The following is a 1,936-nucleotide window of genomic DNA, read 5'->3' on the forward strand; positions in this document are numbered from 1 at the left end:
CCTCGATCATCGCGACATAACTTGAGGATATCCTCAAATAACGGAATTTCAAAGCCCTTACGCTTGGCAATCGATTGAAGCTGGTGATAATCGAGATCGCCAATCGTCAAATCGTCGATTGCGCGATCGTGATAAATAATCACATAACCATCCCTAGTCATCCGCAAATCGAATTCAATCTGCGGGGTACCGATCTCTGTGGTACTCTCACCTAAAATTAGCATCGCCGATCGAAAAGCTTCCATCGTATTCTCCGACTTAACCCGATCTGTTTTACCGCGATGAGCGACGATGCTAATATGCTGCGGCTGCGCCAACGAGATTCGATGCAGTTTATTCATAAAGATTTGCCAATTTCGATCTGAGTGAGTATGATGCTGGAATCAACCTACCTCGATCGTAAGCGAATATCTTCAAAGTGTCTGTGGCCTATCGATCGTCTTGTATGCTAAGATGTCGATCTATCGCGGGTGTAATTCAGTGGTAGAATGTCACCTTCCCAAGGTGAACGTCGTGGGTTCGAGTCCCATCGCCCGCTTTTTTCAGTGACTATCTGTACATTTCATAGATATTTGTCAGTTTTACATAATTAATGTCCAAGATTCGCTCCAAACCCTTATCATGAGCGGATTGTTGCTTTTTGATGTAAATCCGAGCGGCTCGATCGAAGCTAAATTTCAGTTACGGAATACTTCAATTTCGATTTCTTCAGCACTGACGAGGACGTATTCAATTAGGCTAGACGATCGCTGATAAAGCTTGAATTTCTTGCCTCGGTCATAAGCTTATGCGAAGGCAGACGCTGCGAGAACGGTACTGGGGGAGAGTACTTCGACAATTAGAGATGGATGGCTGATAAATTGAGTCGTTTGTCGATCTCGTTCATCACAGGTCGCACTGGCATCGGGGTAAACGTATTTTTCTGATGCCTGAATCTTGATTTTTACATCTGAGTTAAGCGCGATGCACCGATCCGATTCGCTGAGGAGATCGTCAATTAAAGAGAAGATCCTGCCACCGATCCTGCCGTGATTGACTGTCCTACCACTCATCGCAAAAACTTCGCCATCGAAGTATTCATGCTTAATTTCCTGATGTTCCTCCCAAGCAAAGTACTCTTGGGGGGTAAATCTGGGCAAATGCGCTGGTGCTGCAAACATATCTAACCTCAATTACTAAATTACCAGTCTCAACCCACATATCTATCGAAGAAAAGCGCGTCGTCTAACGACGATCGCCAGTATCGAAAAACAATGCTGGTGAAACATGGAAAAATTCTCCGAGAGCCTTAGCCATTGCTTTACTAATTTCACGCTTCCCATTAAGCACCTCTGAAGCTATTCCTTGAGAACCGAAGACCGATACTAAATCTTTCTGCTTTAGCCCGCGCTGACTCATCAATTCAGTCAGAATTTCCAAAGGATTAGCCCGCTTGAGCTGATAGTGTTTATCTTCAAAGCTTTCAATCAAATTCACTAGGAGTTTGAGCAACCGCTCTTGTGCTGGAGATAATGTCTCGCCTAGCCGCATCAATTTCGTAACTTCGGCTAAGTATAATTCGTTCTCTGCTTCAGTTTCGATCGCCTTGGGTCGAACTTCTGCCAACAATGCTGCATATTCTCGATCCAATGAGACTGTCATGACTTCCATTGCTCCTTGTCGTACTCTGCGTGGGTGAGGATATTTCGGACAAAAATCGTCCCGCTACGATAGTTGATTTGGGCAATTAATCGATAGTGGTTGCCTTTGATGTTGAAGACCGTATAAATGCCGACCAGATCGGCAGATGGATAGGCGGCTCTCCCGCTAATATGGGGAAAATGGGGTAAAATGTAGCGATAGCGGAATTTTATCCTATTTCCAAATATGGATTTTCACCTAGATACTTTGCTAAATCTGCCTAATCCAGTTGTGGACAGCTATTCAAATACGTTAG

The 1,936-nt window shown here is 44.3% G+C and carries 3 protein-coding genes, 1 tRNA gene and 1 pseudogene; 1 reads left to right on the forward strand and 4 read right to left on the reverse strand.

The window, feature by feature from the left end; all coding sequences use genetic code 11:
• A partial coding sequence (locus RMO27_RS06540; RefSeq protein WP_309730765.1) for a glycerophosphodiester phosphodiesterase family protein occupies nucleotides 1–341 on the reverse strand: 341 nt, incomplete at its 3' end.
• Between the two features lie 125 nt (nucleotides 342–466).
• On the opposite strand from RMO27_RS06540, the gene RMO27_RS06545 reads away from it, so the two are divergent.
• Nucleotides 467–538 (forward strand) — tRNA-Gly (locus RMO27_RS06545).
• A 247-nt stretch (nucleotides 539–785) separates the two neighbouring features.
• Here the strand turns inward: RMO27_RS06545 and RMO27_RS06550 are convergent.
• From RMO27_RS06550 to RMO27_RS06560, 3 genes and pseudogenes are all read right to left on the reverse strand, one after another.
• Entirely contained in the window at nucleotides 786–1,160 is a 375-nt protein-coding gene (locus RMO27_RS06550; protein WP_309730768.1) for a Uma2 family endonuclease, read from the reverse strand.
• A gap of 64 nt (nucleotides 1,161–1,224) precedes the next feature.
• Nucleotides 1,225–1,641 carry a transcriptional regulator gene (locus tag RMO27_RS06555; protein ID WP_309730771.1) on the reverse strand — a complete coding sequence of 139 codons (417 nt, stop codon included), beginning with the start codon at nucleotides 1,639–1,641 and terminating at the stop codon, nucleotides 1,225–1,227.
• Nucleotides 1,638–1,811: pseudogene (locus RMO27_RS06560) on the reverse strand (type II toxin-antitoxin system HigB family toxin); the annotation flags it as partial. The pseudogene RMO27_RS06560 and the gene RMO27_RS06555, both read right to left, overlap by 4 nt.
• Between the last annotated feature and the right edge of the window lie 125 nt (nucleotides 1,812–1,936).

Origin of the sequence: Chamaesiphon sp. OTE_75_metabat_556 (assembly GCF_031378165.1) — a bacterium.
GTDB lineage: Bacteria > Cyanobacteriota > Cyanobacteriia > Cyanobacteriales > Chamaesiphonaceae > Chamaesiphon.

Bases quoted from the DNA above. Each gene is read 5' to 3' on its own strand.
- RMO27_RS06550 (WP_309730768.1), bottom strand. From the start codon at position 1,160: ATGTTTGCAGCACCAGCGCATTTGCCCAGATTTACCCCCCAAGAGTAC.
- RMO27_RS06555 (WP_309730771.1), bottom strand. From the start codon at position 1,641: ATGACAGTCTCATTGGATCGAGAATATGCAGCATTGTTGGCAGAAGTT.